The organism is Cellvibrio sp. KY-GH-1 (assembly GCF_008806975.1).
Taxonomy (GTDB): Bacteria; Pseudomonadota; Gammaproteobacteria; order Pseudomonadales; family Cellvibrionaceae; genus Cellvibrio.
Map to the genome: position 1 here is coordinate 2,054,937 of NZ_CP031728.1, position 25,088 is coordinate 2,080,024.

18 protein-coding genes are annotated in these 25,088 nt (G+C 47.8%); 4 read left to right on the top strand and 14 right to left on the bottom strand.

Annotated elements, in window-relative coordinates; translation table 11 throughout:
• Positions 1 to 22: 22 nt before the first annotated feature.
• From D0C16_RS08905 to D0C16_RS08940, 8 genes are all read right to left on the bottom strand, one after another.
• A complete protein-coding gene (locus tag D0C16_RS08905) occupies positions 23 to 1,123 on the bottom strand; it encodes a cellulose binding domain-containing protein (RefSeq protein ID WP_151031991.1) in 1,101 nt (366 codons plus the stop codon).
• A gap of 184 nt (positions 1,124 to 1,307) precedes the next feature.
• Complete coding sequence (locus tag D0C16_RS08910; protein WP_151031992.1) at positions 1,308 to 1,925, bottom strand: DUF2214 family protein; 618 nt, start codon at positions 1,923 to 1,925, stop codon at positions 1,308 to 1,310.
• Positions 1,926 to 2,470: 545 nt separating this feature from the next.
• Entirely contained in the window at positions 2,471 to 2,932 is a 462-nt protein-coding gene (tadA, locus tag D0C16_RS08915) for a tRNA adenosine(34) deaminase TadA (RefSeq protein ID WP_304487116.1), read from the bottom strand.
• A gap of 44 nt (positions 2,933 to 2,976) precedes the next feature.
• Positions 2,977 to 3,261 carry a DUF1653 domain-containing protein gene (locus D0C16_RS08920; protein ID WP_151031994.1) on the bottom strand — a complete coding sequence of 95 codons (285 nt, stop codon included), beginning with the start codon at positions 3,259 to 3,261 and terminating at the stop codon, positions 2,977 to 2,979.
• A complete protein-coding gene (locus D0C16_RS08925) occupies positions 3,262 to 4,467 on the bottom strand; it encodes a CaiB/BaiF CoA-transferase family protein (RefSeq protein ID WP_151031995.1) in 1,206 nt (401 codons plus the stop codon).
• A gap of 211 nt (positions 4,468 to 4,678) precedes the next feature.
• Positions 4,679 to 5,656: an NAD(P)H-quinone oxidoreductase gene (locus D0C16_RS08930; RefSeq protein ID WP_151031996.1), complete on the bottom strand. Its 978-nt coding sequence runs from the start codon at positions 5,654 to 5,656 to the stop codon at positions 4,679 to 4,681.
• Positions 5,657 to 5,773: 117 nt separating this feature from the next.
• A complete protein-coding gene (gene pdxH / locus D0C16_RS08935) occupies positions 5,774 to 6,418 on the bottom strand; it encodes a pyridoxamine 5'-phosphate oxidase (RefSeq protein WP_151031997.1) in 645 nt (214 codons plus the stop codon).
• Between the two features lie 100 nt (positions 6,419 to 6,518).
• Entirely contained in the window at positions 6,519 to 9,812 is a 3,294-nt protein-coding gene (locus D0C16_RS08940; protein WP_151031998.1) for a CPBP family intramembrane glutamic endopeptidase, read from the bottom strand.
• 366 nt (positions 9,813 to 10,178) lie between these two features.
• Between D0C16_RS08940 and mobA the strand changes: the two genes are divergently transcribed.
• From mobA to D0C16_RS08955, 3 genes are all read left to right on the top strand, one after another.
• A complete protein-coding gene (gene mobA / locus D0C16_RS08945) occupies positions 10,179 to 10,802 on the top strand; it encodes a molybdenum cofactor guanylyltransferase MobA (RefSeq protein ID WP_151031999.1) in 624 nt (207 codons plus the stop codon).
• A gap of 67 nt (positions 10,803 to 10,869) precedes the next feature.
• Entirely contained in the window at positions 10,870 to 11,265 is a 396-nt protein-coding gene (locus D0C16_RS08950; RefSeq protein ID WP_151032000.1) for a VanZ family protein, read from the top strand.
• A 59-nt stretch (positions 11,266 to 11,324) separates the two neighbouring features.
• On the top strand, positions 11,325 to 11,888 hold the full coding sequence (locus D0C16_RS08955; RefSeq protein WP_225318958.1) for a DUF1287 domain-containing protein: 564 nt from the start codon (positions 11,325 to 11,327) through the stop codon (positions 11,886 to 11,888).
• Here D0C16_RS08955 and D0C16_RS08960 read toward each other — a convergent pair.
• From D0C16_RS08960 to D0C16_RS08980, 5 genes are all read right to left on the bottom strand, one after another.
• A complete protein-coding gene (locus D0C16_RS08960; protein WP_151032002.1) occupies positions 11,857 to 12,864 on the bottom strand; it encodes an alpha/beta hydrolase in 1,008 nt (335 codons plus the stop codon). The genes D0C16_RS08955 and D0C16_RS08960 overlap by 32 nt on opposite strands.
• Positions 12,865 to 13,034: 170 nt before the next feature.
• Positions 13,035 to 14,633 (bottom strand): dihydrolipoyllysine-residue acetyltransferase, encoded by a 1,599-nt coding sequence (aceF, locus tag D0C16_RS08965; RefSeq protein WP_151032003.1) that lies wholly within the window; start codon positions 14,631 to 14,633, stop codon positions 13,035 to 13,037.
• 94 nt (positions 14,634 to 14,727) lie between these two features.
• Positions 14,728 to 17,379 carry a pyruvate dehydrogenase (acetyl-transferring), homodimeric type gene (aceE, locus tag D0C16_RS08970; RefSeq protein WP_151032004.1) on the bottom strand — a complete coding sequence of 884 codons (2,652 nt, stop codon included), beginning with the start codon at positions 17,377 to 17,379 and terminating at the stop codon, positions 14,728 to 14,730.
• Between the two features lie 443 nt (positions 17,380 to 17,822).
• On the bottom strand, positions 17,823 to 20,717 hold the full coding sequence (locus D0C16_RS08975; RefSeq protein WP_225318959.1) for an insulinase family protein: 2,895 nt from the start codon (positions 20,715 to 20,717) through the stop codon (positions 17,823 to 17,825).
• Between the two features lie 67 nt (positions 20,718 to 20,784).
• Positions 20,785 to 21,039 (bottom strand): sulfurtransferase TusA family protein, encoded by a 255-nt coding sequence (locus tag D0C16_RS08980; RefSeq protein ID WP_151034859.1) that lies wholly within the window; start codon positions 21,037 to 21,039, stop codon positions 20,785 to 20,787.
• 204 nt (positions 21,040 to 21,243) lie between these two features.
• On the opposite strand from D0C16_RS08980, the gene D0C16_RS08985 reads away from it, so the two are divergent.
• Complete coding sequence (locus tag D0C16_RS08985; RefSeq protein WP_225318961.1) at positions 21,244 to 22,749, top strand: M48 family metalloprotease; 1,506 nt, start codon at positions 21,244 to 21,246, stop codon at positions 22,747 to 22,749.
• A 46-nt stretch (positions 22,750 to 22,795) separates the two neighbouring features.
• On the opposite strand, the gene D0C16_RS08990 is transcribed toward D0C16_RS08985, so the two are convergent.
• Complete coding sequence (locus D0C16_RS08990; protein WP_225318962.1) at positions 22,796 to 24,991, bottom strand: EAL domain-containing protein; 2,196 nt, start codon at positions 24,989 to 24,991, stop codon at positions 22,796 to 22,798.
• Positions 24,992 to 25,088 lie beyond the last annotated feature (97 nt).

Genomic DNA, 25,088 nt, shown 5'->3' on the forward strand with positions numbered 1-25,088 from the left:
TTTCTCTCTCTGCTTCATCCAATTAACGGGCGTCATAGACGAGCGCAAAGTCCACAGGGACAGAGGCGTTGATCGAAGCAATTCCCACCGCTGCACGCAGAGCTTCCACGCCGTTAGTCAGGTTATAGGTTTCCGCTTTTACCAACACTGGCGGCAGGCTTTGCACTACTACACGAGTCGCAGTCAGTTTTTGCACAGAGACTTTGGTAGTGATGTTCGCAGTTACACCGTGCAGGTTAAGGGTGGCAGTGATATCCGTTTGCGTCGCCTGGCCAACGGCCAAACCACTAATCAGGGTTGCAGGAACATTAACAGTCACTGTCGCGGTTGGATTAACCGCTGTTTCAAACAACAGATCGCGCATACGTTGGTCGCGCAATGCAATGCCGGTATTCACGGTATTCAAATCGATGGTCAGCGTGGCAACACCGGCTGCATTGATATCACCGCCAATACTGGTGAAGTTGTGAACTTCCAGATTGTGGGTATTTTTGGTGGTCGCGAAATTCAGGTAAGAGTCGGTGGCATTTAATGTCCAACCAACTGCCGCCACTGAGGACGATGAAGCAATTGAACTGGGTGTAGAACTGCTGCTCGGCGCAATGGAACTACTGGAACGCGAAGAACTGCTCGGTGCGATAGAACTGCTGGACGCAATGGAGCTGCTGGAGCGTGAAGAACTGCTAGACGCCAGAGAGCTGGAGCTGACGGAATTGCCACACAGGCTGCCCGTTATCACCGGTATCTCAGCGGCGGCAGCACCTTTGGTCCCTTGGAAACCAAAGGTAACACTGGCATTTGGCTGGAGAGCGCCGTTCCAACCCGCATTTTTAGCGGTGTAAGGATTGGTGCCGGTTAACGTGGTGTCATACGCGCTGGTGATGCGATTATCGCCCGCATATTGCCAACTCACGCTCCAGTTGCTCACCGCCGCTGCGGTTTCGTTGGTTATTTTTATCGTGCCTGTAAATCCATTACTCCATTGGCTAACTGTGTACACACAGGCGGCATGGGCATGGATGGAAAGCGTGGATACAGCCAGTGATAACCCAAGCGCCCCCAGAGTGCGAGATAACACACCCAAAGGACGAGGGTTCTTCGCTGAGGCTTTAAAGCTACTCATAATGCGTTCCTCGAAGAAAAACCGAAAACAATCGGCGGGGATTAACGGTTGTTGCCAAGCCAGTTATTGGTTGTTATTAAGTCGACTGAACAGCAAGTCGAAACTAGAGCTACATCAACACATCACGGCTATTACTGACGTGCCGCGGTGGTCCACAAAAGCCGGCAAATTGCCGGCAAATTCCTTAATCAAATTTGCGTGAAGCGTTTACGGGTAGTTGCTCGGAAATACGCTCTGACAAGGTTGTCATTTGAGTCTGATTTTTACGCATCCCGCGCAATACCTCACCCGCCACAATGAAAGCGCACACCAATAGGCCGGAATAGATAAACATCACGTAGCTATAATCCACGGCGTAATTCCATGGCCGCGCGATACCCAGATAGCAGGCAAACAACCAGGACACAGAAGACACTGCGCCCGTCAGGGCAACCAGAACCTGGTCTACAGAAGGCTGCCCCAGCAACCCACGGGTGGAGATAACGCGGGGAAAACTAAAGTAATGCAATGCAATACCGTTAACGGTAAGCACTGACACGACCGTGAACTTCGCCCAAAGCTTTTCATTCAGCAAATACTGCTGCGGGTTTTCCAAATAACCCAATAACACCAGCGCCAGGCCGGAAATCCATAACAGCACCAGGGCAATAAACATAATGTCGGCTGCTTTTGTGAGCTCCCGCACCGCTGAGTCAGACAAACGTCCACCACGAGTCTTAGCCAACGCCAAGTCTTGAATCAGCAATAAGCCCACAGCAACGCAGGCAGCCAATAAATGTGCATAAACAATCAGGGTTTTCATCGTTCGCGCCTTATCGTGTGAATGTGTTGTTGTAATGAGCTGATTTTCGGGTGTAGAAAAACCGCCGAAGCATCAACCGCCAGTTGGCTCACATCGAGTAAATGACATTCAAATACAGCTGGGTGGCGAAACGGAAAAGAGCAATAAAATCAATCTATTGTCTTTTTTGGCTTTCTCTCGTTATCGCACGGTTTGTGGTTTCTTGTGCCACTTATAACAATCGGCACTTTTTTCTTATAACCAAAAATCGTATTTTCCGGTTTGTAAATTATTTTCTTCTTATTGTTAATCAGTATCTCATATTGAAAATAATTTTCTAGAGGGTAAATAAAATATTCTTTACTGAAAAGTGGTATTTGTTCACAAATATGCAACTTTACGCGTCAAACCTATTGCTATCTGATGCGACAGTTAGGATCAATAGGATAAATATTGCTCATGAACGAGAATCAATGGCAAGAACCAATGCCCGGAGAGTACAAACGGGGAAGTTATAAACGGAAATAAATACCAGCAGCCAAGAAAATTAATTTCTTCTAGTGAGATTAATTTTCAGATGATTTTTCTTTTCGTTTTTGTGCGCGACGCTGCGCAAAAAACTGACTGAGTTGATGTTGACACTGCTCTGCCAAAAGTCCGCGGGAATAATTAATACGATGATTAAAAAAATCGCTTCCCAACAATTGAGCCTTGCTCACCACGGCACCGGCTTTTGGTTCCGTTGTACCAAACACCAAACGTGCGATACGCGCGTGCACTAAAGCACCCACGCACATAGTGCACGGCTCAAGCGTTACGTAAATGGTTGAATCAATTAAACGATAATTTTCTATATGTTTCGCTGCCTGGCGCAATGCGACAACTTCCGCGTGCGCCGTTGGATCATTGCTAGTAATCGGCTGATTAAAACCTTCCCCCAGAATAGCCCCGTTTTTTACGATAACGGCACCTACAGGTACTTCACCTAGCGCTTCGCCTTTTGCAGCGAGTTGGATAGCATATTCCATCCAGCGAATATCATCTGCCGAATAATTTGCGACTGAATCGTTGTTCACGAATTACTTTCTCTCGCCCTATTATCTCTCACCACAGGCGCGAGATAATTTTCCTGCTCGGCAACCGTTAATTCGCGCACAAAGCGAAAACGTGGAATAGTTTCCCCCGCTAACTCGACAGTTTCAGCAAACATGTCCAGTGGGCGCACCCACCAGGAATAGTCGCCGTACAAACAGCGATAAAAAACCAAAGGCTCACGGGTTTCACTGTGAGTGGCAACCTGAAACACAAAATAATCATTGCCTTTGTAATGGCGATATAAACCGGGTTTGAGATTCATCTAAATAATACCTGCGGACTTTAATTCCTGAATTTTTTCTGGCGAAAAATCCAATAGCGATTGTAAAATTTCCTGAGTGTGACTACCCACATTGCCACCTGGCCAATCGGTGCGCCCCGGTGTATCGGAAAGTTTAGGCAGGATTGCCGGAATTTTTAATGGCTTGCCATTGATTTCCACCGATTCAAACATACCACGCTCATTAAAGTGTGGGTCAGCAAACATATCGTGCACATTATAAATCGGCCCGGCAGGAACAAGCGCCACCTCAAGTAATTGTAAAATGTCATCAGCGTCTTTGCTCATGCACCAGGCAGCCAGTGCATTGTCAATTTCCAACTCATGTTTTACCCGACCGGCATTATTTGCCATGCGCGGATCATGCGCCATCTCCGGGTGCCCTGCTACTTCCATCAAGCGCTGAAAAATGGAATCACCGTTACCGCCAATAACAACATATTTTCCGTTTTTGCAGCGATAGGTATTGGTGGGCACAATCCCGGTCACCGTAGTACCCGAAGGCTCGCGAATCACGCCGGCCCCGGAAAATTCCGGCACTACGGCTTCCATCAAATTAAACATGGATTCATAAAGGGCAACATCAACCACCTGCCCCTCACCCGAATTACGCTCGCGCTCCAGCAACGCCAAAGCAATTCCCAAAGCGGCGTGAATGCCGGAAATAGTATCGCCAATACTTAAATTGGGGCGCACCGGTGCCTGATCTGGAAATCCATTGACATAACGAAAGCCACTCATACCCTCACACACAGAAGCAAAACCCGGCTTAGTTGCATAAGGACCGGTTTGGCCATAACCGGAAATACGCGCATAAACAATTTTAGGGTTAGTCTTTTTAATTTCTTCTGGACCCAAGCCCCAACTTTCCATCACGCCCGGACGAAAATTCTCGATTACTACATCAGCGCTATCAATTAATTGCCGCGCAATCTTCTGAGCTTCCGGTTTTTTTAAATCGAGCGTAATACTTTTTTTGTTGCGCCCAATACTACGCCACCAATGGGATGTACCGTTTTCCAACACGCGCCAACCACGAATAGGGTCACCTTCAGGCGGTTCTATTTTTATCACTTCCGCACCGAAGTAACCGAGCATACACCCCGCAAAAGGACCGGCAAGCAGCTGGCCAATCTCAATAACGCGAACGCCATCCAACGGGCGACGACTATTTAATAAACTTTGCATTATTTATTTCCTTACGAAGCCCTTAACCAGCAGAATAGGATTAACTATGATATACCATATGAGGCATGGATTCCGGTTCGAGCCTACAAGGGTGAAGTATGCAAAAAGCAAAACATGTTTTGCGTATACTGAACGACCGCAATTTATTGCCGGCAGGTCCCGAAGGGTATTCACGGCGAGTCTTGCATAGTTAATCCGATTCTGCTGGTTGTCACTCCAAGTTAAGAACAATTTTTCCAATATGCTGATTCGATTCCATCCGCCGATGGGCATCAACTACTTGTGCAAATGAAAATACCGAATCGATTACTGGTTTAATTTTTTTCGCCGCAAAAAATGGCCAAACCCTAAACTCCAACTCTTGCGCAATTTTTGCTTTTGCTACAGCAGACTGAGCGCGCAAGGTAGAACCGGTTAAGGTTAAACGTTTTAACATTATCGGCATCAAATCGATATTCACTTTACTGCCATTTAAAAAAGCAATACTTACAATGCGCCCCTCTTTTGCGGCAGCAGAAAAGTTACGTTGGATATAATCACCACCGACCATATCCAAGATCACATTGGCACCCTGGCCAGCAGTTAGCTGTTTAACAACCGCGACAAAATCCTGCGTGCGATAATTAATGGCCACTGCCCCCAAAGCGGTAATGGCCGCGCACTTTTCTGCACTACTTGCCGTAGCTATTACGTTAACACCAAAAGCGACCGCCAATTGTATAGCGCAAACGCCAATACCACTGGTGCCGCCGTGAATCAACAGAGTTTCTCCAGCCATTATTTGCGCGCGCTGAAACAAGTTGTGCCACACGGTAAAAAAAGTTTCCGGTAGCGTAGCGGCTTCAACGAAAGAAAATGATTCAGGAATTGGTAAACACTGGGCTTCCGGTGCAAGGGCATATTCAGCATATCCACCCCCGTTAACCAATGCGCAAACTTTATCGCCCACTTGCCAACGAGCAACCTGATCACCACACGCAACAATTTCGCCCGCCACTTCCAAACCGAGAATTGGCGATGCATCTGCTGGCGGTGGGTATAAGCCCTGGCGCTGTAAAATGTCCGGTCGATTAATGCCGGCGGCGTGAACGCGAAGTAAAACTTCATTCGATTTAGGCACAGGAACTTCACCTTCATCGATAAAAAGTTGAGTGGCATCGCCGGGAGTTTTTAATTGAATAAATTTCATTTTTTGGGCGAATATAGTTCAGCGTTTTTAGGTGTTTATTGACGTTGCTTTGTTGGGTTACGGTACTCGTGTAACTCGTACCTAACCCAACCTACGTTAGTGCCATGATTGTACCTATCATGGTTCCAAACGTTGGATGAACCAGGAGTTATCCGTCTGCAAGTTGTATTGAAAACGATCATGCAGACGCGCCGCACCACCCTGCCAGAATTCAATTTGGTGAGGATTAACACGGAAGCCACCCCAAAAGTCCGGCACCGGAATTTCACCCTTGGCGAATTTATTCTTCATGGATTCGAATTGCTGCATTAACAGCGCACGCGATGATATAGGTTTGCTTTGTTGGGACGCCCATGCACCCAGTTGGCTATCACGCGGGCGGGTTACAAAATATTTCAAAACCTCTGCCGCCGACAATTGCTCAACCACACCGCAAACTTTCACTTGCCGCTCCAGAAAATACCAGGGGAAATGCAAACTGATTTTGGGGTTTTGTTTCAACTCCTGGGCTTTGCGACTATTCAGGTTGGTGTAAAACACAAAACCTCTTTCATCCATGTGCTTTAGCAGCACAATGCGCTGGGAAGGTTGCCCAGTCGCATCAACCGTCGCCACTGTCATCGCATTGGGATCTGGCAAGCCGGATTTAATGGTCTGCTCCATCCAACGCTGAAATTGTTCGAATGGGCTAGCCGCGAGATCCGTAAACTCCAATCCACCTTGGGTGTATTCGCGACGAAAATCTTCCAGCTTTAATTCCATACGACAACTCCACCAAATTCATCAATTAAAGATAGCAGTATGCGCAAACAAAAAAAGGCACTGAATGCCGTGCCTTTTTCAGCGCGCCAGATACCGCCAGTTATTCTAACCCACGACGATACCAATGCCGTACTAATCCATAAGTTAACAGGCTACAAATTACTGCGCTGAGCAACGCGTGCCATAAGGCCCCCGGATAAATCGCATGCATTACACCCAATTGGCGCAAGACAATTAGCATGCCGAACATCACAAGCGCTACACCCATCTGTTGTGAGCGAATCAGCAACATCACCAACGCCACACCAATAAAAGGGTAAAGCTGCTGACCTAGTAACTGCGGAAATTCCCGGCTGGCCAGCGACGAGCAAAATAGCCAGATCAGTGCCAATAGGCTGATTAATGCAAAGCGCCAGGGCTTGCTGCTGAAGCGCACCAACCCCAATGCGAGGATGATCGATATTACAAACGGAAACACGCCTTTAAAACCATTCAGGATGGTTGTGAGCCAGGGAATCGGCGTCGCCCAATCTGCTGAGTACGAGCCCGGCGCCCACGTGGAAGGTAAGGTCAACTCCAACAGACAACGAAAGCCAGTGAGCGCGAATGCCAAAGTGGCACCCAACATAAAATCACGCGCGAGGTTGGTATCCGGACGCGGGCGCTGCCCGTGAATTGCCTGAGCGGCAAAAAATAACACTACACCTTGGGCAACCACCGCAACACCCATTCCAAACAGCATCATCGCGATTTGTATCCACCAACCCATTGTAGTTTGTAAAGCGCCTAGTATCTGGTCAAACCAGAGTAGCGTCACCACCACTTGTGCAACAACGCCCACCGCGATCCATGGCCACGCCGCCTTGAAGCTAAAACTGCGCGTCGTTTGTTTGCGGAAAAAACACAATGCTGCACAACCAACCAGGGCAAGTAATGCCACTTGCGCAATTATTCGATAGGGTTGCTGACGAGAATATTCTTCACTTTCGGCACGCGTCCAGGCCTCAGGAATATCGATGGTGCGTACATAACTCACCACCTCATCACCGGCCAATTTAATAATGATTGCTGCGCGCGCGTTGTTATGGTCATACGCGCGTTTATCAAGATAAGTCAGCACCCAATCACTGCGCGCAGGACGTTGGATTTCCTCCACCGATTTTTCTTCCAACAACATGGGGTCAGCCCAGTTCAACTGGCGAATCCAATCCTGTGCTTTAACAATGGCCTGCTCGCGCGATAATTTTTCTCCTGCCCTTGCCTCAGGTAGCTTGTGCACTAATTCATGAAGGCTACCATCCGGATACAACCAGGCCTGCCACTCTTCTGCACGCTCTTCGACTGGCCCGTCAAATTTACGCCAGCTCACAACCCAAAAAGGTTTATCCAGGTATTTCCCAATCAAACCTTGGACTTTGTCCGCACCCGTTTCTCGCCATACATACTCCAGTGGTTGCGACCACCCGTTATGGGTGATGACACTGGAGTGCCACCCCCCAGTCAAAGTGATATTTTTTTCGCGCAGAATATTTTCCGCCGCCACTCTGGCCTGGTGGCGATCAATTTGATAGGAGTAAGGAGTCCAATCAATGCGTGGTGCTTTGGTTGCCGTTGTGATAATCAAGGCAACAGAAATAATTACCAAGGCAGCTGACCACACTGGTTTGATAAAAATTGCACGGGTAGTCGTAGGTGCATCATTAATAGGCTCGCTAGGCGAATTCACCGGAACAACAACTTCAACGACGCCATTGCGCCATTCATCGGCCAACGCTGTAAATTGCCCCCGTTTCAAACACGCCCAGGCAAATACCAATAACGGTGCAACGCCGGCAAGAACAACTAACACTCGATCAACCCATAAGCTTACATCGGTCGCTGTAAAAATCGGCAAGCTCATTAACACCAAGTCATATTCAAAATGAGTGATCATAGAGACCATCAAACCAAAGCGCAGATACACCAAACCAAATACCAACGCAGGAATAAATAATTCGATGAGACGGCTATATCCGGGAAGATTGGGATAATTTGCGTGAGCACCACCAAAAATTAATGCCTGTGCAATCAAGGTAAAAATGACCAGCTTGTTGCGGAAGCCGTAATGATTACCAATGATCACGGCAAGCGATAATGGAATAGCCCGAAATAAACATTCCTCCCAGGTGCCCGCCTGCAACGCCGTAAAAATGGGCCCTAATGCGGGCCGCCAGCTGGCAAGAATATTCGGATCAACTGTAATGTCTGCCGGAGTCCACCAACCCAAAACTTTTGTACTGAACCAATAAAACGCCATTGCATAAAGCAAGAAAAATCCGGTCCAGGCAAACGCGCCCAACAAACGCCCCAAAATTTCAGGAGAGGCAGCCGCTGGTCGAAACATATCCCACAAACGTGGGTGCTCAGCAAACGCGTTGCGTGTAAGCCCTTCAGCCACAGCATAAATGGTTGCGAATAGCAGCGAGGCGAATAGTAATGCACCGCCTGCCTGTGCCAGCTGTTGAAAAATAAATGTTTGTTCAGAACTGGTAGTTTGATAATTCATCCAGGCCACTGGCATATTTGCGATTAACGCCGCGCCCAGCCCTGCCCCAACAACTAACGCTGGTCCAAATGCATTTATCCAACGCAATTGATGGCGACGAAACAACCAAACTCCACCTCCCACCAAACCGCCCAAACCAAAAATCACGGCCATTAAATAACTGGCTATTTGGCTGATCTGAGTATTGAGCGAGCGCATCTCATCAAAGCGTTGATTGAATGCCTGAGGAATATGTTTAAAGGTATCAACGGCAACCAATTGATCACCCGCTACTTTTAATGCGATGCGAAAACGCGCTTCACCAACCGCGAGATGTACATGTTCATACGTAAAGGTGTAATCCACTCGTCCGCTTGCTTGGCGCTGCTGCTTGGTTTCAAATGTTTTGTACGCGTTAAATCGCTCGCCCATAAATTTGCGCGCACCGCTTTCAGCCAATTCACGCGCGGCTTTTTCCTCTAGCGCGGCGCCCGGAGTTTTCTCCGAAATTAAATAGGCAAACGAAATAGGTTCACCGCGCGGACTAAACGCCGTAATTAATTCTTCTTCCTGCCCCGGGGAGAAAGTGCGCACTTTCCAGTAATGAGTCACCGCATCCAACTGCGGAATTAATGTTTGAAATACCTTTATGCCGCCCGCTTCCAGCTCTACGTAATTTTGCAGCCCTCGATCACTAATAAAAACGGCAGCGGAACGCTCGGTTTTTAAATTTGAAAATTGTTGCTGTTGGAAAACCCGTGCAGCAGCGACAGCCTGCTCGCGCGAAAACGTGATGTCCAGGTTTAAACCGGGCGCAGCCAAAAACATCAATTTAATTGCGGCCACCGATGCAAAAAAGGAAAGCATCAAGAAAACAGCCCAAAAATACGGGGAGCGTAGAAAAACTGAAGGGGAGCTTTGCATCATGCATGTTCCTTTTACGTTTTTGATTATGATTTTTTCCTGCCGATAACTGGCTACTGCAATCCTAACGATATTTATTGCCGGGGTATAGCCGATAAATACTACCAATACACAGGCTTTTTACGCGAAACACGCGAAAAATAATGGTTCTTGAGCAACGCAACAGCTACACTAGGCGACATAAATAAAAGGATTATTGCGCCACCAGCCGGGACATGCCATTTGCCAATCATCGACCAAGTCTGGCCCAGCCGAACCCTTTTACAGATTCCGTTATCGACTGTTTATTCAAACTTTTTACACGTTATTTTTATGAGTAAATCCCAATCCGTTGTTGGCATCATTCTCGCCGGCGGCCTTGCCAAACGCATGGGCGGAGGCGACAAATGCCTACTGCCACTCGCCGGTAAAACCCTGCTGCAACGGACTGTTGAGCGCGCCCAACCCCAGGTAGAAAAACTGCTGTTGAATGCCAACGGCAGCAGCCTGCGTTTTGCACGTAACCGCCTACCGGTTGTACCAGATTTGTTGCCCGGCAACCTGGGCCCCCTGGCCGGTATTCACGCCGGACTAAATTGGATGCGTAAAGACAATCCCAATGCCGAATGGCTGGTGAGCTTCGCTTCTGACACACCCTTTTTTCCGCTGGATTTGGTTCCCCAATTATTAGCTGCTGCAGCTAGCCATCACAGCCTACTTGTCATCGCAAATTCCCGCTTGCGCAGCCATCCGGTGTTTGCGCTTTGGCATGTGTCTCTGGCGGATAAAATCGAACAACAATTAATGACCGGGGATGTACCGCGTTTGCAAGAATGGGTTAAACAACAAAAAATGGTAGAAGTGACCTTTGCCGCAGATACCTATGATCCGTTTTTTAATATCAATACACCGCAAGATCTTTACGCCGCCGAGCCGCTGGTAAGCTTGGTTAAATAAACACAACAAGATCGCCTACAATTAGCAAAGCTGTTATCTTTTCCGAAATTTTTTGAGGAAGATTCTCATGTTGTGGCGATTAGTTTGTGTTGCGCAGTTTTATCTATTATTGATTATCTACACTTATCTCGGCTTAACACCTCATCCAGAAAATTCCGTCCCGGTTTTTAATGACTTATTAATGCATTTTACCGGCTACGTTGTAGCTGCCTTTTCAATTAGCTTTGCTCGCCCTCACTGGGTACTTTGGCGACGCGCAACACTTTTAATCGTTTACTCATTTGCAATCGAGATTGGCCAGCACTTTAATCCGCCGCGCACCTTTAGCATGACTGACATGCTCGCCAATAGCAGCGGCGTTATTCTGGGGCTGTGCACAGTGCTGCTGCTAACCAGATACGTAAGCGTTTTTTCCAGCCTGCTCTACTGGAAGACCAAATTGCAAAAAGCACCCTCACTCTAGATTATTTATCGCCAATCATGACAACAATTAGTCGCTGTCTATGTTTGCTGCTGTTCAGTTTGCCAGTTTCAGTACTGAACGCAGAGACACCCTCGGCCAAACAGAAAACTTTTATTGCGGCAGCGCTCGCTCAAACTCAGGATGACATCACCTATAACGGTGCGTATTTTAAGATTAGCTATCCCATGGGCGATATACCCCAACAATACGGCGTTTGTACCGATGTTGTTATTCGGGCCTATCGAAAAATAGGAGTAGATTTGCAAGAGTTGGTGCATAAGGATATGCGCGAAAATTTTTCACTGTATCCAGCAAAGCGCAATTGGGGACAAACAAAAACCGACACCAATATCGATCATAGACGTGTACCCAACCTGCAAACTTTTTTCACTCGTCACGGAAAGAAACTTCCGTTAACCCAAGTGACAATAGATTATCAACCCGGTGATCTGGTTACCTGGATGCTTGCCAATAAATTACCGCACATAGGTGTGGTGACCGACAGACTTTCAGCAGATGGACAACGCCGACTTATCGTTCACAATATCGGCGCCGGCCCGCAACTGGAAGATGTATTATTTGCGTATCCGATTACGGGCCACTATCGCTACGCACTACCTTGAATTGCTTATCGAGAAACGTAACCACGGCATCAACAGAAGGTTGCAACCAAGGATCAAATAACCAAAAGGAGTGTGGTGTATTAGAGATTTTCGTCACTTGATACGGAATTCCTAACGGCTTCATCTTTTCAATCATTTCCCTATGCCCAACACTGAATCGCTCCTGGGCGCTGATCAAAAATAAAATCGGCGGTGTCTTTTTATTAACATAAAATATCGGCGATGCCTCATGCCACAGCTCCGCTTTTTCAGCATAACGCCCACCAAACCAGGCACCGGCAGCAGATGGCTTTTTACGCGGGTCATCTTCATGCAAGCGCGCTGCTTCAGACGTAAAATCTGATAAACCATCGATATTGATAATGGCTTGTACATCGCTAGAAACAGCAGACGTTTGCGCTTGGGGATCGAATTTGGCAATACCTGAGGTTACGCCAGTAAGGCTGGCAATTTGCCCTCCCGCAGACCCCCCGGCAAGCGCAATTTGATGCGGGTTCACTGCATATTTTTCAGCGTGAGTGCGCAGCCAGCGAACCGCTGCTTTTGCATCGTAAATCGCAGCCGGATATTGTGCTTCACCAGATAAACGATAACTAATAGTCGCTGCCACATAACCCCGCTCTGCCATAGCTATTGCGAAAGGTGTAAAATTGGTTCTATACCCGCCCCCCCAACCACCACCATGCACAAAGATTAGCGCAGGCCGTGATTGATCTCTTTTGTTTGCTGGTAAATACAAATCCAGTTGTAATACACGGTTTCCATAACGCACATAGCTGATGTTTTTAATTTCTTTTACCGAAGGTGGAAGCGTGTAATCGGGAATTGAAATAAATGAATATTCACCAATCAATTTTTGATAGGTAACTTCTGGTGTATAGGTATTGGCGGGATCTTTAATTTGAGTAATAGTTTGGCAAGCACTCAACCCCAAAGCGCTAAAAAAAATTGCAAGAAAATATAGTTTGGTTGTCATGGTTACCTACTCGCAGCAAAAGGAAGATAACCGAATATTTATGCCGACATTATTATCTGAGCCAAATGTAATATTGAAAAAACTGTAATGCTAAAAAAACAAAAGTGTATCTGCGGAAAATAAAAAGGCCAGCAATTGCTGGCCTTTTTTACATCAATACAACAGACCTATCACAATAACAAACGACGCAAATCGCCAATTACTGAAACCAGATAAGTCATAAAGCGGCCAGCATCAGAACCATTTACTGCGCGATGATCATAAGACAATGACAGTGGTAACATGTTGCGCGGGATAAACTCTTTACCGTTCCACACCGGCTTCATTTGCGCACGGGATACACCCAGAATACCGACTTCAGTCGGTGCAGACACCATTGGGGTAAAGCCGTTGCCGCCCATTGCTCCCAGACTGGATATAGTGAAGCAACCGCCCTGCATTTCAGCCGGAGTCAACTTTCCATCACGCGCTTTTTTGGCCAACACGTTGATTTCATCGGCCAACTCAAACAAGCCTTTCTTATCGGCATTGCGCACGACAGGCACCAGCAAGCCGATTGGGGTATCTACCGCAATACCAATATGTACAAACTTCTTGTGTACGATACTTTCGCCGTCTTGATGCATAGACACATTGAAAGAAGGCTCAGCAACCAACGCCGCAGCTACCGCTTTCACAATGAATGGCAATGGAGTCAGCTTGCTGCCACGCTTTTCAGCTTCAGCCTTCATGCTATTGCGGAATGCCTCCAAGTCAGTAATGTCAGCATCGTCAAATTGCGTGATGCGCGGAACATTCAACCAACTGCGAGTCATGGCCTCGGCAGTCAGCTTTTTGATCTTGCTCATCTTAACGATTTCGATTTCACCAAATTTGGAGTAATCGATCACAGGAAGGGCCGGAATACCGGAACCACCACCCAGCGAAGCACCCGATTGAGCAGCCTGCACAATTGGCTTCACGTATGCGCGAATATCATCTTTCTGCAAACGACCACGTGGACCAGTGCCAGACACCTTGCCCATATCAACACCAAGTTGGCGAGCGAGTTTGCGCACAGCTGGGCCAGCGTAAACATCACCCGTTTGCTCAACTTCTGCAGCAGGAGCAGGTGCCGGTTTAGGTGCTTCTACTTTTGGTGCCTCTGATTTCGGGGCGGGAGCCGCTTCTGCCTTGGCTGGGGCTGCTACAGGAGCAGCTGCAGTGCCACCAACAGTAGCCAGCACCCCAATCACCGCACCTTGAGAAACTTTATCGCCAACTTTTACCGCGAGGCTAACGATTTTTCCGGCCGCTTCTGCCGGGATTTCCATGGAGGCCTTATCGGTTTCCAAGACGATTAAGGAATCACCCGCTGCAACTTCGTCGCCAGCCTTCACTGCAATTTCAATAATTTCCACACCTTCGGCTCCGCCAATATCCGGAACCACCATATTGATTTCCGCGCTCGCTGCGGCCGGAGCAGGTGCGGCTACAGGCGCAGCGGCAGGTGCGGCAGCAAGGGCTGCTTGCGGCGCTGCTGCAGTTTCACCTTCAGCCTCCACTTCGAGCAGAAGGCTGTCTTGCGAGACCTTATCACCCACATTCACTTTAATAGCGACAATTTTGCCGGCTTTGTCGGCGGGAATTTCCATTGAAGCCTTGTCAGTTTCAAGCACGACAATTGAATCCCCTTCTGCGATCACATCGCCCACTTTCACGGAGATTTCAATTACTTCAACGCCCTCTGCGCCGCCAATATCTGGCACTTTAATAGTTTGAATTGCCACTGTAGTAGTTCCTCATTAATCGGTTATTGCTACATTTGATAAATGTTTTGGGGAGTACAAACAACATCGCCCTCTTTGTGAGAGGGCGATGGCTTTATACACTCATAGGATCCGCTTTATCCGGATCAATACCAAACTTCTTGATGGCTTTGGCAACCACATCGGCTTTAATCTTGCCCTGGTCTGCCAAAGATTTGAGCGCGGCAATTACTACGAAGTAACGATTAACTTCGAAGAAGTGACGCAATTGAGTACGAGTATCACTGCGGCCGAAACCTTCAGTTCCCAACACAGTGTAATGACCAGGAACATAGGCACGCAGCTGCTCGGAATAGGTTTTCAGGTTGTCAGTGGAGATAATGAACGGACCTTCAGCCCCTTCCAATACCTGAGTAATATAAGGCTTACGCTGTGCTTCAGTCGGGTTCAGCATGTTCCAGCGGGTAGCACGCTGACCGTCACGGGTCAGTTCGTTCACACTGGTAACACTCCACACATCAGCTTCAACATCAAACTCACTGCGCAGGATTTCTGCGGCAAAACGCACTTCACGCAGGATAGTACCGGCACCCAGCAATTGAACGCGGTTTTTGGCTTTGCCAGCACCTTTTTCCAATTGATAAATACCTTTGATGATACCCTCTTCTGAACCTTCAGGCATATCCGGATGTTGGTAGTTTTCGTTCATCAATGAAACGTAATAGAACACGTTTTCATTGTCGTGGTACATACGCTTGATGCCGTCCTGAATGATCACTGCCAGCTCGTAAGCGTAAGTTGGATCGTAAGAACGACAGTTAGGGATGGTGTTGGCAAATACATGGCTGTGGCCATCCTGATGCTGCAAACCTTCACCGTTCAGGGTGGTACGACCAGCAGTCGCCCCCATCAAGAAGCCGCGCGCCTGTGAATCGCCAGCCGCCCAAGCCAAGTCACCAATACGTTGGAAACCGAACATAGAGTAATAAATGTAAAACGGAATCATCGGCTTTTTGTAGTTGCTGTAGGATGTTGCAGCAGCAATCCAGGAAGCCATAGAGCCCGCTTCGTTGATACCTTCTTCCAGAATCTGACCGGTGGCAGATTCGTGGTAGGACATCATTTGACCCGCATCGTGTGGGACGTATTTTTGACCTTCAGATGAGTAGATGCCAACAGTCTTGAACATACCTTCCATACCGAAGGTACGCGCTTCGTCGGGAACAATCGGTACGATTTGCTTGCCGATTTGCTTGTCTTTCACCAGCGATGACAGGATACGCACAAAACTCATAGTGGTAGAGATTTCGCGATCGCCAGTCGATTTTAACTGCGCAGCAAAAGCCTCTAATGCGGGTACCAGTAAAGGATCAAAACTCGCATCACGCGAAGGCACAAAACCTTTCAAGGTTGTGCGGCGCGCTTTCATGTATTGCATCTCGGGGCTGTCTTCCGCCGGACGGTAGTAAGGCAGGTTTGGCAGCTCTTCATCACTGATCGGCAATTCAAAACGATCGCGGAATTTTTTCAGATCTTCAATCACAAGGCTCTTCACCGAGTGAGTTTTGTTAATCGCCTCACCGGAAGAACCCATACCGTAACCTTTTACGGTCTGAGCGAGAATAACAGTTGGTCTGCCTTTAGTGTTTACGGCTTGATAGTAAGCGTTGTAAACCTTGTGCGAATCGTGACCACCACGTGCCAATGCGAGAATCTCGTCATCGGTCATATCTTTTACCAACTCAAGCAATTCCGGATATTTTCCGAAGAAATGCTCGCGGGTATAAGCACCGCCATTGGCTTTGTAGTTTTGCATCTCGCCGTCGACCACTTCGTCCATGCGCTTTTGCAGCAGGCCGGTTTTGTCTTTCGCGAGTAAGTTATCCCAGCCACGGCCCCAGAGAACTTTGATCACGTTCCAGCCAGCACCGCGGAATACACCTTCCAACTCTTGCACGATTTTGCCGTTGCCACGCACCGGGCCATCAAGACGCTGCAGGTTACAGTTGATTACGAAAATAAGGTTGTCCAGCTTCTCGCGGGTAGCAAGGGAAATTGCACCCAGGCTTTCCGGCTCGTCGCACTCACCGTCACCAAGGAACGCCCAAACCTTGCGATCAGTTTTAGGAATAAGGCCACGGGCTTCCATATAACGATTAAAACGCGCTTGATAAATAGATTTGATTGGACCCAAGCCCATAGAAACGGTTGGGAACTGCCAGTAGTCGGGCATCAACCAAGGGTGTGGGTAAGAAGACAAACCACCACCATTTACTTCGCGACGGAAATTGTCCAGATGAGACTCGTTCAAACGACCTTCAACGAATGAACGCGCATACATACCGGGAGAAACGTGACCCTGGAAGTAAATCAGGTCGCCGGGGGTGTCGCCGTCGTTGCCGCGGAAAAAGTGGTTAAAACCTACATCATATAAAGTGGCTGATGAAGCGAATGAAGCGATGTGACCACCCAGGCCGTCATCGTTATCGTTGGCCTTCATTACCATCGCCATGGCATTCCAGCGAATAATTGAGCGAATTTTGCGCTCCAGCTTGGAGTCGCCAGGTGATTGGATTTCTTTATCTACAGGAATAGTGTTGCGATAGGGAGTTTGAATAGAAGAAGGCTGCTCAATGCCATGGTTTACAGCGGACTCGGACAGAGCTTTCAGCAGTTCTGCAGCGCGGTCTTTACCCGCATGGCGAACAACTGATTTAAGGGCGTCCAGCCACTCTTTGGTTTCAATGGCATCAATATCTTGTAGCATTCAAATCTCCTCAGCTATGCGCGAGCGCGCATATCATGTAGCAGTAGTATCTATTTAGGAATTTGGATCTGGGCTTCGCACAAAATTTGCACAAAAATGCAAGTTTTTCATGGAGTTACAGGAGGAAGCTTCCTTTTTCTTGTGTAAAAAATCCCCGAATTCTTGCATAAGTGGGAATTTTTTACCAGCCCTAGCCAACACGGTAACACTCTGGAGGGGCACAACTTTGGTGCGCTATTAACCAACCATTGAGATTTAAATACATCAACGCTCTTAAAAAATCAGGTCGGCAACAGGGCTGGCATTATTACCCAAAATTTTCGGATTCACCAAGCAGAAATCAGTAAAAATTTTGATAATTTTTACTCTAATTGCACCATAAAAAAGCAAATGAGCGCATCATTTTGAACCACGCGATTATTTGCTAAACAATCCTTAAGAAATCACTTTACCTCCGAGACTTGAATTTGTTTCTTGTAAGCCGATACATCATCGATAAGAAAAAAGTTTTCACGCTGCGTTAGTTTCTGCGAGCCCAACCAAAGGCGGCGATTTTTATCCATAAATACTGCACGATAATATTTTCTCAGTGACTCAGGCGTAATGCGTGAAACTGCATCAGCCAAATCCAGTCGCCGCGAAAATTGCTCATCTAAATTTACAATCGCATTCCAGTAGCGATCACTCTGCTCCTTTAAGGACCTTGCTGGCTCACGCAGCTCACTAATTAACGATTGTTGATTAATGGTAAAGTTTTCAACAATTGTTTCGGCCTGCTCATCAAGGAATTGATCAATTTCGGAAATTAGTTTTGCTTCATCAGCAACCGGGGATTGCACTACCATTAGCGTGTTTTCTTGCGTACGCAATGGCATAGCTACGGCGGCCACCACATAACCCAATTGTTTTTCCGTGCGTAGTTGATGATAAAACGCAGGTTGCAGTAATTGACGAACCAGCAACATGTGCGCATTGTCTTCAGTAGAAGCAGACGGCGGTTGGATAAGGAGCTCAATAATGTAGTCGTTTTGAGCAATATCTTGTACGTAGAGCCAGGGCTTGTCGGAAGCCGCAGGCAAAAGCAATGCTTTTAACGCTGGCAGATCGCGCACAGCCTGGCGGTTTAATAATTCGTGTTCCGCCAACACAGCTAACTTGAGCGCTTCAGCGCGAAAATAATTCCCGTAAAAAAATGCATCAATACGCGCATCGAGTAACTGCCGACTTACGAATCGATTAAACTGTTCAAATGTATTTTTTTCAAGCGCCTCTATCAGCTGCGAGTTACTCCAAGACGGTGTAGTTTGCAAAACTGGAATTTGCTTGAGCAATACTTGATAAGGCAGGTCTTTATTCTGATTGCGGAGATCGCGTAACAAATCTTCCTTAATGAGAGAAAAGCGCTCTTCCTTGAATTTTCCCGCACGCACTGACTCCATCACTTTATTTATTAGCAACCCCTGGCGACCAGAATATCCAAAAATTTTAATGTCAAAACCACTCGCATTTGCCTCCAACGACAAATCAATCCCGGCAAGCCGCGCGGGATATGCAAACTCATTTAATTGATCGTTGACCAACGCAACAAACAACTGCACCTGAGCAGCGCCAGCTGCATTAGATGACGCAAGCGGAGATTTGATCCGCAGATTAATAGTGGCACGAGGCTGAATAAACTCACGATTCTGGGTATACCAGACACGCATATTTCTATTATTTAAAATCAATTCCGGTTTAGAGTTAACGGTATCATTCTGCTCCTCGAGCATAGAACCGGTTTTTACCGTCAAGCGTTTTGGAATGAACAGGTTTTTCTCAGGCAGCGACAACTCCTGGCGCACTGCAGGCTTTAATTCCATAATCTCGGGGATTCCCGCGCGCAAACTATAAGGCGCGGCATAAAGCCTGGAAACACGATAGGCATCCACTTCAGGCGCCGTCAGTGCCACCAACACATTGGTTTTGGTTAAATAAGACAAGCTTTTCTGCACTTGCTTTTCGTCGTAATTAACGAATAGTGATCCTCCACTCAGCGTATCCCGCGGCTCGAAAAGACTCATGGACTGCGCCAACTCGCTTACCGTTTCGATGGGTGAACGTTTTTCCTGAAAGCGAAAATTCAAATCCGCCATCACTTGCAATTCGTTATAGCGCCAACTGGATACACCGCGCTCACGCAACTGTTCTATACAATAAAACACCAGGGATACAATTTGGTTGCGCGCCTTTACGCCTTGCGGTGTTAATTGGATACTTAATTGAAAGATGGCATCGCTGCGACTTTCCAACCCGGTATTTGCATAAAGCGCTTCAGCCCACCCCAAGCGCTTTAATAAAGAGAGCAAGCTACCACTACCTTCATGGCCCAGCATATGGGCAATAAGTTCGTAGGGTTTGGTCTGGTAAAGTTTATTTGGATTAGGGATGGGAAATACAAAACTTAATTGGCGCAATTCCTTTTCGGGTTTGATATCCAGGCTTGCCGGTAAGGTGTCAGGCGTAAACAGTGATGGATAAGTACTGTTAATTTGTGTATCGCGCAGAGGCACCCCAGTGAAACGCGAACTTACCATCGCTTCCAATGCGTCCAGCGGTTCGCGCCCCAGCACCACCAAATTCATTAAATGCGCCGAGTAATGTTGTTGGTAAAATGCAAGCATATCATCACGCACTCCCCGACCTTCACGATCAGCAAGGGTTGTAAGATTGCCCACAGAAAATTTTGCACTGGGATGCTCCGGATTTATCAACTCCCGATAAACATCCCATTCGCGCCGACCATCATCTTTTAATTTGGCCAAATATTCCGAGTGCACGGCATTGCGCTCGCGCTCAACATATTCAGGAGTAAACAGCGGAGCGACAAAAAACTGGGAAAACCTGTCCAGCGCCGCTTCCAGCTGCGAATTATCAATGTCAAAAAAATAGTTGGTATTTTCCGCAGCAGTGTAGGCGTTATAACTGCCGCCATGTTGGGAAATAAACTCCTGGTACTCACCCGCTTGCGGATATTTTTCTGTGCCTAAAAACAGCATATGTTCCAGAAAATGGGCAAGGCCTTCGCGATCACGCGGATTCTGGTTTGCCCCCACGTTGACATCCATAGCCGCCGCCGATTTTTCAGTGGCCGGGTCAGAAATGAGGAGCACCCGCAATTGGTTTTCCAACACCAAATAACGGTATTCGCGCTTGTCTTTATCACTCTTTGTTACGGCAACAACTTGTGACTTCGTCGGCTCCAAAGCAATGCAGGTTAGCGGATAAACAATCAAATAAATGCAGGCTGCAAAGATTGCGGAGGACATTACGCTAATCGGCTTGCCACTGGCTTTCGACATAAACACACTCACTCATACACCCTGCGCGGCTCAACAGAATTGATGTTGAGCGGGCAAGTAGAAATGATTAAATCCCTGCTTTCTTCAGCAGATAACAATAAGTAGCATCGCGCTCGGCAAAGCCAACCAGTTCATGGCCACTGATTTGGGCAAATGCCTGAAAATCGCGCACTGACCCGGAATCGGTAGCCAGAACACGCAACACTGCACCCGGAGCCAAATCACGTAACGCCTGCTTTGCTTTTAGTAACGGCAAGGGGCACCGCAAACCAGACGCATCCAGTTCCGCTGTTGCCGGATGGTTAAAACAGTCTATTGCCATCATATTGACTCTGGATTGCCCTTGCCGTCGACTGGCCGCCGGGCGAGATCACGCTTTTTCAACCGCCTGAGCGAACCAGCCATACGGAAAAAGGTCTCAAAAAGTTGCTAACCTAGTCTTTGCGCGTCAAAAAGGCTAGAGTTACGCCGAATTTTTTATGCTCGCCGTTGTCCAGGTCAGCCATTTCAGGAGTTTGCAGTTACCGTGTCCAGGCTTGTTAAACGCCCCCTATTCCTTTTTGTGCTCCAGTCTCATCCCATTTGCAAGCACCTGCTTGCGCCATTTAGCCTGAGCTTGTTGCTGGGATACGCGCTACTGACAGTATCTTTTACCAGTCTGGCAGAGGTTGAATTGCCGGATCTGGGTGATACCAGCTCTACAACCATTTCACCGGTTCAGGAAAAAATGCTGGGCCAACGCTGGCTGCGTGCCTATCGCAGCCAGGTACCAACCTCCTCTGATCCGTTGATAATCAATTATCTGGAGCAGTTGTTTGCCCAATTGATTCCTTATAGCCAGCTCACAGAAAAACGTATCGATCTGGTAGTAGTGGAGAACAAGACACTTAATGCCTTTGCCGTCCCAGGCAACATTATCGGTGTACACACGGGTTTGTTGAACTACGCCAAAAGCGAAAACCAGCTTGCGGCCGTACTTGCCCACGAAATGGGACACTTGAGCCAGCGTCATTACGCTCGCCGTCTCGAGCAACAGAAAAATATGATGATACCTATGCTCGCAGGTATGCTTGCAGGCTTGGTTTTGGCCGCCAACAGCAATAGCGATGCAGGAATGGCTGCGATTATGGGAACCCAGGCGGCCGCGCAACAAGCCTCGCTGGCCTTCAGCCGCCAGAATGAACAAGAAGCGGACCGGATAGGTATGCAAACCATGGTGGAGGCTGGGCTGGACCCACACGCTGCTGCCGATATGTTCGAGGAAATGGTACGGGCTAATCGGTTGAACCGCCGACCACCAGAATATCTGTTAACTCACCCGGTCAGCGAGACCCGGGTTGCTGATGCCCGCAACCGCGCACAGCAATATCCACGCAAACCCTCGGCCGATGACCTGGAATACCAGCTGATGCGCACTCGTGTACGCTTTGCCGCAGAGGAAACACCGCAAATTGCGGCAAAAATGTTCAAGAGTGAGCTGGATAAAGAAAGCTTATCTCCCGATGCCAGCCGTTATGGCTGGGCGCTAGCATTAGCTAACGCCAGCCAATTTGATGCGGCGCGTGACGCCCTGGCGCCACTACTGGCAAAAGAACCTGAACGCGTAACCTACCAAATCATGCGCGCCGACATTGAAATTGCCGCCGAACACTATAAAGCGGCGCTGGGCATTCTGGAGGCACAGTTAAGTAAGTATCCTAACTCCTATCCGCTTATAGTCCGCCATGCCGAAGCCCTGATGAAAGCCGGACTCTACAAACAATGCGCGGAAATTCTGGATCGCTATTCACGTAAGCGCAGCAACGACGATTACGTGTGGTATTTGTTAGCAGAAGTGAATGGTCTCGCGGGAAATATTTTGGGTGTGCACGAAGCGCGCGCAGAATACTTTATTTTGAATGGTGTTTACGATCGCGCCCAAATACAGTTACGCAACGCGTTGAAATTAACCAAAGATAACACCTATCGCACCGCATTAATTGAAGAACGCCTCAAATATGTAGAAGCACAGTTGCAGGATCACAGCTTCTAAAACTGATCCTTGCAATTTAAAAAATAAAACAGCTGCAGTGAAATAGTCACTGCGGCTGTTTAATCCAGCCTGACTCTACTATCCACTCATCGGTATTAACGACGGCCATTGGCCGACCAATAAAATACCCCTGGGCCTCATCACACCCCATCTCGGTCAAGCGAGCCAGCAACGCTTCATCTTCTACACCTTCAGCGACGACGGTGAGCCCCATATTATGGGCCAGATGAATCGTTGAATTGACAATCAACTCATCTTGCAAATCTTCCATCATGTTGCGTACAAACGAGTTATCAATTTTTAATGTCTGTACCGGCAAACGCTTAAGGTAGGCGAGCGAGGAATAACCTGTGCCAAAATCATCGATTGCTAAATGCACTCCCAATCCATGCAAGGCATTGAGGTTACGCAGTGCGCGCGTTGGATCAGTCATGATCGAGCTTTCAGTAATTTCCAACTCCAGGCGTGCGGGTGGCAGTTGATATTTTTTTAAAAGTCGGCCTACCAACTTGGCGATATTGTCATCCATTAAATTGCGCGCCGATAGATTCACCGCCACGCTCAATGACATTCCCTGATCCATCCAACGCTTGCACTGTTCTATCGCACGCTCCAATACCCACGCCGTCAACTGATGAATTACGCTGGTTAACTCTGCAATGGGAATGAAATCGCACGGCGGTACAAAACCCAATTCCGGATGGATCCAACGAATCAGTGCTTCAAAACCATAGCAACGTTTTTCGTTGAGCTGTACTTTTGGCTGGTAATACAAACACAATTGGTTTTCGCGAATAGCGCGCCCCAATTCACTCACTATCGCCAAGCGTTTCGTTGAATGAGGGTCATATTCGGGACTATAGATCGATAGGCCCAGCATTTGGCTTTTTGCGTAATACATTGCGATATCGGCGTAACGCATTAACTCATGATGATCGTGCGCTTGCTGCGGGCTTATGGCAATACCAATACTGGCACTTACTTGTGTAGTGAATCCATCCAGATCAAATTCTTGCGCAAGCGCATCCAGCAGACGATGACCAAACACCACGGCCTGATGAGTACTGCGAATACGCGGCAAGAAAACAGCAAACTCATCGCCACCTAAACGCGCCACCGTTCCGGGAACCTCAGCCATCTCAGTCGCCAGGCGCGGGCCTATCAACTTTAATAAATGATCGCCAACATTGTGCCCGAGAGTATCGTTAATTTCTTTAAATCGATCGAGATCAATTAACAATAGCGCACTGATTTGCTCAGCGCTGCGTTGCTCAAAACAGGCTTCCATGTCGGCGTAGAGCTTATTGCGATTGGGTAAAGTAGTTAGCGAGTCATGATGGGATTGATAACGCAACTTTTCTTCGTAGCGTTTGCGCGCCGTAATATCTTTAGTAGTCCCCCACACCCGTTTCAAGTAACCGTCTTCCACGATACCAGTGCAACAAATCTGGAAAAAATACTGTTTTCCGCGGTGATCCTCACGCACGATATCGTGATCAGTCATCTGGTAATTATTTTTCACGAAGAGGTCAATATCAAATACATAATTACGTGACCCGCTATCCATTAGCCCCATACCAAGAATGTCGTCGAGCGAATCCACCCCCAGCATACTGAGCAATACTTTATTAGCCTCGACTAAACGTGCATTATTTGCGATTTGTCGAGCCTGAATTTCCGCATCTTTGTTTATCGCGATCGCTGGCTGCATTTCGTAGCACCAGATAGCTTCAGAGCTTTGGGTGATGAACGCTTTGTAACTGGCTTCACTTTCTTGCAGTGCATCACGCGCACTTTTTTCACGTGATAAATCTTGCATCTGAATTAACACGCGTTCGACACAGCCATTGGAATCACGAATCGGCAAAAAGCTCGCCCGGAAAAATAAATTTCTATTATTCACAAAGCGACTGCGGTGAATGTTACCCAGTAAATAGTTGGTCTCTATGGTCTGTACATTGCCCTGTAGATAAACATCTTGAATAGCCGCAAACAACTCCGGGTCACGGCTGACGCGCTTATCGCGCAAAATGGAATAAAATCCGGCGGCCAGCTCCGCCTGGCGCTGACTGAGGTGAAACATACGCGCCGCCGCATAATTAATGCTTAGCACCAGCCCGTTTTTATCGGTAATTAAACTGGGAATAGGACTTTGAGCAAATACCCCTGGCAGTATTTGCAGCGCATGTTCGTCGCCCGACGTTTCCGCCGCCGGATCGCCCGATGAATTGGAGTAACGCATAGTGAGTGAGCTGGCCCTGGTTGAAATGCAATACCGAAGATATTGTCAGATCAAAGTGTAGCCAAGAATTTGGGTGACAAGCCCCGGATGGGTATTA

What these genes read in the sequence shown, in the direction of transcription:
- D0C16_RS08925 (WP_151031995.1), bottom strand. Translation starts at nt 4,467, where the DNA reads ATGCAAAGTTTATTAAATAGTCGTCGCCCGTTGGATGGCGTTCGCGTT.
- D0C16_RS08905 (WP_151031991.1), bottom strand. Translation starts at nt 1,123, where the DNA reads ATGAGTAGCTTTAAAGCCTCAGCGAAGAACCCTCGTCCTTTGGGTGTG.
- D0C16_RS08920 (WP_151031994.1), bottom strand. Translation starts at nt 3,261, where the DNA reads ATGAATCTCAAACCCGGTTTATATCGCCATTACAAAGGCAATGATTAT.
- D0C16_RS08910 (WP_151031992.1), bottom strand. Translation starts at nt 1,925, where the DNA reads ATGAAAACCCTGATTGTTTATGCACATTTATTGGCTGCCTGCGTTGCT.
- mobA (WP_151031999.1), top strand. Translation starts at nt 10,179, where the DNA reads ATGAGTAAATCCCAATCCGTTGTTGGCATCATTCTCGCCGGCGGCCTT.
- D0C16_RS08950 (WP_151032000.1), top strand. Translation starts at nt 10,870, where the DNA reads ATGTTGTGGCGATTAGTTTGTGTTGCGCAGTTTTATCTATTATTGATT.
- D0C16_RS08930 (WP_151031996.1), bottom strand. Translation starts at nt 5,656, where the DNA reads ATGAAATTTATTCAATTAAAAACTCCCGGCGATGCCACTCAACTTTTT.
- D0C16_RS08990 (WP_225318962.1), bottom strand. Translation starts at nt 24,991, where the DNA reads ATGCGTTACTCCAATTCATCGGGCGATCCGGCGGCGGAAACGTCGGGC.
- tadA (WP_304487116.1), bottom strand. Translation starts at nt 2,932, where the DNA reads ATGGAATATGCTATCCAACTCGCTGCAAAAGGCGAAGCGCTAGGTGAA.
- D0C16_RS08975 (WP_225318959.1), bottom strand. Translation starts at nt 20,717, where the DNA reads ATGTCGAAAGCCAGTGGCAAGCCGATTAGCGTAATGTCCTCCGCAATC.
- D0C16_RS08980 (WP_151034859.1), bottom strand. Translation starts at nt 21,039, where the DNA reads ATGGCAATAGACTGTTTTAACCATCCGGCAACAGCGGAACTGGATGCG.
- D0C16_RS08960 (WP_151032002.1), bottom strand. Translation starts at nt 12,864, where the DNA reads ATGACAACCAAACTATATTTTCTTGCAATTTTTTTTAGCGCTTTGGGG.
- aceE (WP_151032004.1), bottom strand. Translation starts at nt 17,379, where the DNA reads ATGCTACAAGATATTGATGCCATTGAAACCAAAGAGTGGCTGGACGCC.
- pdxH (WP_151031997.1), bottom strand. Translation starts at nt 6,418, where the DNA reads ATGGAATTAAAGCTGGAAGATTTTCGTCGCGAATACACCCAAGGTGGA.